The following is a 6,000-nucleotide window of genomic DNA, read 5'->3' as shown; positions in this document are numbered from 1 at the left end:
GTTTCTCTCAGGCCGGTTGCGATACGTGGGTTGATTTGCCCACTGACATGATCGAGCGCGCCGATCACGTAGGCCAACGTCCGTGCCGAGATCACTCCCACCCTATTATGAGCATAACGCTTAGGGAGCCGAAGGATGCTGAAGGGAGAATCCTTGCTGCTCTGTTAACACAGGCTGCAACTCACCCATCAGCCGAGATGCCGCATGCCGTCTCATCTCTTGGACCGCAGTTCTCTGGTTGGTGGTGCCGAGAGATATGTATAGAATATAGTAGACTTTTCCCGAACATTTGCAACAGAACGGCATGGACATGCGGGTGGGGCCCGATTGTTATCATTGTCTTTCCTTCGCTTGTAACGAGATAGCAACGACACACTTTCAGGTCAGCGCACTTTTCGACTTTCAACAAGGAGAATCTCATGAACAGCAAATCGTTTTCGGGAGCGGACCTAGAGAAGGATCTCACGGAAGGTACCTTGACTCAAGCACAGACACTCCTGACTGGAATGGTGAAACCGTCTGAGAAGAGCGGGCATGTGAGTTTCTCTCAGGCCGGTTGCGATACGTGGGTTGATTTGCCCACTGACATGATCGAGCGCGCCGATCACGTAGGCCAACGTCCGTGCCGAGATCACTCCCACCCTATTATGAGCATAACGCTTAGGGAACCGAAGGAAGCTGAAGGGAGAATCCTTGCTGCTCTGTTAACTCAGGCTGCAACTCACCCATCAGCCGAGATGCCGCACGCCGTCTCACCTCTTGAGCCGCAATTCCAAGGTGAGGGCATTCCGGCACAAGCGTTGTTCGCGCCACAACCTTCATTCCAGCCGAGCGTTGGCTTCGGTGACCTGGATGTCGCGCCCGGAGATCTTGGTTTTACTCTATCGAGAGCAGTCAATTGGCAATGTCGCACGAGGGGCGGATTGTGTCCAATGGTTTGCTATCCGATTGTTGTGGATGGACGCCTCGTCGGCCGCTTCTGCTATTGTGATTGTCGGTTTCCGGTTCCTGACCAGACAACTATAGGTCATAGCTAACATATTCGATCGAGAGGTGGGACAGAACTGGAGTCGTGTAGTTATCCCGAAACTGTGGATCGGCCTAACTTCGGCGTTAGGCGCGCTAAGTAGTCGGTAGACGCGAATCAAGGAGTGAGCCGAAGATCTCATCCCACCTAACTGCGATAGCAGCATCAAATGCCACAAAGCATCACAATCGCTGTATTCGTGTTTGGCACAGTCTTGCTCCTGATTGGGCTTGTGGGTGTCGGATTCAAGTTCTTTGACTCTGAGGTCTCCGGCACAATTGGGCACGCTGGAAGAGGGGCCGCCGGGGTTTTGGGTGTTTAGCTCCTCGCATTCGGCATCTACGGCTCCACAGACTGGGACAGGGTCATCGGCGAAGGGCCCGCCCGGGACACTGCTAGCGATGTCAGCAAGGCTGTATGCGTTCCGAAGCTAGTCGTGCCCGCCGACACTGCTTTGGTGCCTCAGCGCCGGCTAGATGATGAGAGTAGAATCAGATTGGATGTTCGGATGGCGCGCTTGCCCTGAAGCGCCCCGATACCACTTGATCGTAATTTGACCTAACTTACTGAATCTAAATGTTAATGCGGACTCGATCTCCTCTGCGACATATCACTATCGAAGCAGCCACTTCGGAATCACTCAACGGGAAGGCTGGTCGTGGATGTTTCATGCTTTCGTTGACGGCCGGTGGGGCAATTGGTCGGAAGAGCGAAGGTTTAATGTTGCTCTGCCGAATTGACTCCCAAGGAGGTGCAGCGCTGGATAGGAGTCTTCCCGTGCACCAATTCTTACGCCAAGCACGGCTAATAAGCGCATACAGCCAACGTATAAAAAGTGTTACGCCCCTCCTTGCGAAGTGTAAGGGGCGTGACACTTTTGCCACTGGACGTCCATCTGTGAAGCTGTAGCCTTCGCCCACGGCCTCGTCAACCCGGTCACTACCCACCAGATCAAGGCGATTGTCGTATTGACCGACGGCGCCGAGAATCACAGATCGCACATCCGCCGCTACATAGCCGACGTCGCCGACGAAGTTTCGTCGATGAACGGCCGTATCTTCGCGATCGGCCTCGGCCGCGCCGAGGTGCTCAACCCGGCTGCGCTCCAGGCGCTCTGTAATGGCACCAACGGCTACATGCTGATGACGGGTGATCTTTCGCCCGACGCGACGTACCGCCTTGCGAAGTACTACCAGCAGATCTTAGCCGGCGCCACCAACCACGACATCATCCTCGACCCAGAGGGCTATGTCGGCCCGGGCCCAGAGATCCGGATTCCGTTCTGGCTCTCGGAGACCGATATCTCGGCGAAGGCAATCCTGCTATCCCCCGCACTGCAAGCGATCACGTTCAGGCTGGAGACGCCACAAGGAGACATCATCGATCCCGGTACGGCCAGCGCACATCCAACACTGTCGTTCGAGATAGCACAGCAGATAGCGCTCTATCGCGTGGGGCTGCCGGCACCGCTCGCCAGCGGCACCGCTCACGCCGGCCGCTGGTACGCGCGGCTCGGCATCGAACCCCGTTACTACAAGCGGTACCTGTCTATGCTCGACAACTACCCGGAGGAACTGGCCAAGGCCTTTGCGCACGGCATTCTCTACAACTTCAACGTACACGCCTTCTCGAACCTGCGGATGAGGGGCAGCCTCTCGCAAACGAGCAACGAGCCTGGGGCAACGATGACGGTACGCGCGACGCTGACGGAGTGCGGTGTGCCGACTGCGGGGCGGGGGACATCCCGGGTGGAACTGATACGACCCGACTTCTCGCCGTCCACACTGGCAATGTCCGAAGTGCAGCCGGGTGTGTTCGAGGTGTCGTTTGATGCGAACGCGCAGGGGGTCTATCAGTTCCGTATCCTCGCCGAAGGGTGGACGTTGCGCGGCCTGCCCTTCACGCGCGAGCAGACACTGACCGGAGCCGTCTTGAGGGGGGGCGACAACCCACCGCCGACGATGAAGGGTGACCCGGACGCACGAGGCGATCGCATCTGCCGTCTCATCGACTGCTTGCTTCAACAGAAGAGCGTCAAAGAGGCGTTGCAGAAGGCAGGCATCGGTGCGGGCGAGCTGCGGCGGTGCCTTGATCAGTATTGCCGGAAACCCTCACCAGCTCAGGCACCCCACACTGCAAGCCTTAAACTTGAGGACCGGCTTCGGTCAATCATTCGCGACGACCGAGTACTGGATGTGGTGATGCGCGAGTTGGAACAAGAGAAGAAGTGAATTACGTCAAAGCCGAGGACAGCTGTTCCTTCTGGGAGAGCACAGTCGTTTGGCCCGACGGTGTGGACGTCGTCACGGGAAGTTTTATGAACCCGATGTAGTCGAATGATTGGGCTGATGAATAAGGATAGTTAGTTCAATGAATGGTTGCAGCAGTCACGCTGGCGATGCTCGCGGCTCCGCGCCAACTATGCGTGCAGTAGATAAAAAACCCCACGCCTGCACGAGCGCGCTGCTGAACCGAATGGTGTTAAATGCAAAAAGAGGGGAATGAGAATAAAATCAGACTGACTAAGTTACAGTAGAGTTCAATACGGCGTTTGCAAATTCCTAAAATTTCCATGGTGTGGATGCGCTGATGAAATTCATGGCGGACGACCGTGTTCGAGGCGTTATTAGGTACGGATGCATGTGGTCTGTTGTGAATGAAAAAAAGGTTCGTAAGGGGTTTGCCAGTGTATGGTAATCGTTTATCGATACGCAGTGGATTGGAACAAGTCATTTCATGGCGAAAATCGAGAAGTGTGGGAATGAACGTTCACAGGCACGCACACACGGTTAGAGAATGGAAGTAAACGGATGTGATGTGTTCATAGTCCGTGAGAGGGAAAACCGTGTGGAGAACGCTTATCGCAAGTATCACCCACTGGCCAGTTGACTACAGGAGAAGAAACATGAGTGCAGCAGACTATTTAGGGTTGTACGCTGAAGGATGGACGAAGGGGGATGCAGACACCATTCTTAAGGCTGTATCGGATGATTACATCTTCGATGACCCCAATGCTGGCAAGATCGCGAAGAGCGATTTCGCTGCCTACTTGTCCGGGATGAAGGAAAATGTTCGTTCTTTGCGGGGTGGCAATCTCCCTGACCCATACATGGCCATTACGGAAGTCATCACTCAAGAAGAAGAGGGTGTCCTTACAGCATGGTGTTGGTGGGCCGTGCCTGGTACTGAGATACAGGGGAGCGGCCTGATCAAAGTAGGGGCGGAAGGTGTTCATTCAGAAGTTGTCACGTATTACACGAACCTCCCTGGTTAGAGGGTTATGACAGTATAGATGCGCTTTGGGAGTGGTTAGCGATTTCGTTGAGCGGCTCTGGCGCAGCCTGAACGATGAGCGCGTCTACTTGAAGGTCTTCGCGAATGGCGACCACCTGAGCGAAGACCCGATACGTAAGCACTGGCGGATCTGCATGACCTAGCATATACCAAGCGAATACACGTGAATTCATCCTTTATTAAGGGGTTGTGCCATGTTGCAGTCCATTTTATTGGCAGTCGATAGATCACCCTTTTCCCGGGTGGCGGCTGCCTATGGTAACTACCTTGCGGTCGAACTTGGCGCCGTTTTGCACGCCGTACATGTCGATGACACCCGACAGACCGAAGTTGGCTATTATCGAGCGGAAGGCTTGGGTGCAACACTGGCGGCTGCGGCGTCGCTAAGTACGCATGAGTCACGTCAGGGAAAACGTCGCAATGACGACCTGCTGAGGCCGGTAAAAGTCCGAGCGATGGCGGATGGTGTCAGCTGTCATGTTCAAGTGCTTAGTGGCGTCCCTGCACGCGAGGTGCTATCCGTAGCCGAGAATAGCGACATTATCGTGCTGGGGCGTCATGGCGAATCCTGGACCGCTGGGTCGAAGCGGTTGGGTGCGGTGGTCGATACAGTACTGCGCCGTGCAAGACAGCCGGTACTGCTTGCGGGGGCCGAGTTCGAGAGCTTTCGGCGCGTGTTGCTGGGATTCGATGGTGGCAAGGCGGCGCGAGGGGTGCTGTTTTACGCCATGGAGCTGGCCCAGCGGCTAACATTGCCAGTATTGGCCGTCAGCGTGAACGCCAATGAAAGCAAGGCGCGACATCAGCTTGATGTTGTCGAACAATATGCTGAGGCCCATGGAGTGCAAGTGGCGACCTGTACTAGATCGGGTCATCCCGTTGACGCCTTGCTGGGGATAGCCCAAGTAGATGACCTGCTCACCATAGGCGCCTTTGGTGAAGGCCGGCTCCACGAATGGCTAGCAGGGTCGACGACCGCCACAATTCTGCAATCGGCTCCCCAGGCACTCTTACTGCATCGTTGAGTTAGCAGTCAACGTTAAGCTGAAAGATTAGTGCGTATTCAGGCCCCCTCGCTTCGAGCCAATGCGTAGCGATTTTTTGCCCATTCGTGACGCCCGATGCCAACAGGACGGTGGAGTCGATGCACACCGATCCCACACGCGCGCAACGCGGCTCAATCCTGCGGATCCATTACTTGATGCTCTTGTCCTCGGCAGCGGCGGAGTAGCCCGGCCTTGCGGTGATAAGAAGCAGATCGATCCGGACGGGAAAGTCGTCGCAGCCACAGGTCGGCTCGATCTTCAGAAAACTTCCTGCGACAGGCACGGCGGCGCCGTCAACCGACGCCGTGATCGGAGCATAGAGCCGACGCCCGGTCCGGAAGTTGGCCAGACGGAAGTGTTCGAGCGGGCCACAGACATCCACAAAGGCCACTTTGGGATAGATCAGCATCACAACCCGCCGCAGACAATCAAAAGCTGGTCCAACGTTCACAAGATTTTTCCTCTTTACGCTATCCTCTCATGAAGAAGGCAATCTAACCACCGGAACGTCCTGCACGTATTGCAGGTGCAGAAAACTCTTAACGCCAAAAGTTGCACGCTTACTGCCAAATACTTTGCCAGAATTGGAGCGGTGTGACGGGCCGTGCCACCGATTAAATACTCAGCCTTTAA

Annotated in this window: 4 protein-coding genes; 3 read left to right on the top strand and 1 reads right to left on the bottom strand. The window is 55.5% G+C overall.

The window, feature by feature from the left end; genetic code table 11:
• The first annotated feature begins 1,995 nt into the window (after positions 1–1,995).
• From M8009_RS18630 to M8009_RS18620, 3 genes are all read left to right on the top strand, one after another.
• Positions 1,996–3,258, top strand: a complete 1,263-nt coding sequence (locus tag M8009_RS18630; protein WP_250063944.1) for a hypothetical protein — start codon at positions 1,996–1,998, stop codon at positions 3,256–3,258.
• A 674-nt stretch (positions 3,259–3,932) separates the two neighbouring features.
• Entirely contained in the window at positions 3,933–4,301 is a 369-nt protein-coding gene (locus M8009_RS18625; RefSeq protein WP_250063942.1) for a nuclear transport factor 2 family protein, read from the top strand.
• Between the two features lie 214 nt (positions 4,302–4,515).
• Positions 4,516–5,346 carry a universal stress protein gene (locus M8009_RS18620; protein WP_250063940.1) on the top strand — a complete coding sequence of 277 codons (831 nt, stop codon included), beginning with the start codon at positions 4,516–4,518 and terminating at the stop codon, positions 5,344–5,346.
• 169 nt (positions 5,347–5,515) lie between these two features.
• On the opposite strand, the gene M8009_RS18615 is transcribed toward M8009_RS18620, so the two are convergent.
• Positions 5,516–5,776 carry a type 1 glutamine amidotransferase family protein gene (locus M8009_RS18615; protein ID WP_250063938.1) on the bottom strand — a complete coding sequence of 87 codons (261 nt, stop codon included), beginning with the start codon at positions 5,774–5,776 and terminating at the stop codon, positions 5,516–5,518.
• Between the last annotated feature and the right edge of the window lie 224 nt (positions 5,777–6,000).

It is taken from the genome of Halomonas gemina, assembly GCF_023554995.1.
Classification (GTDB): domain Bacteria; phylum Pseudomonadota; class Gammaproteobacteria; order Pseudomonadales; family Halomonadaceae; genus Halomonas; species Halomonas gemina.
This window is presented reverse-complemented; position numbering and strand designations above follow the sequence as displayed.

Excerpts from the sequence above, each read along its gene's own strand:
- M8009_RS18620 (WP_250063940.1), top strand. The coding sequence starts at position 4,516 with ATGTTGCAGTCCATTTTATTGGCAGTCGATAGATCACCCTTTTCCCGG.
- M8009_RS18615 (WP_250063938.1), bottom strand. The coding sequence starts at position 5,776 with ATGCTGATCTATCCCAAAGTGGCCTTTGTGGATGTCTGTGGCCCGCTC.
- M8009_RS18625 (WP_250063942.1), top strand. The coding sequence starts at position 3,933 with ATGAGTGCAGCAGACTATTTAGGGTTGTACGCTGAAGGATGGACGAAG.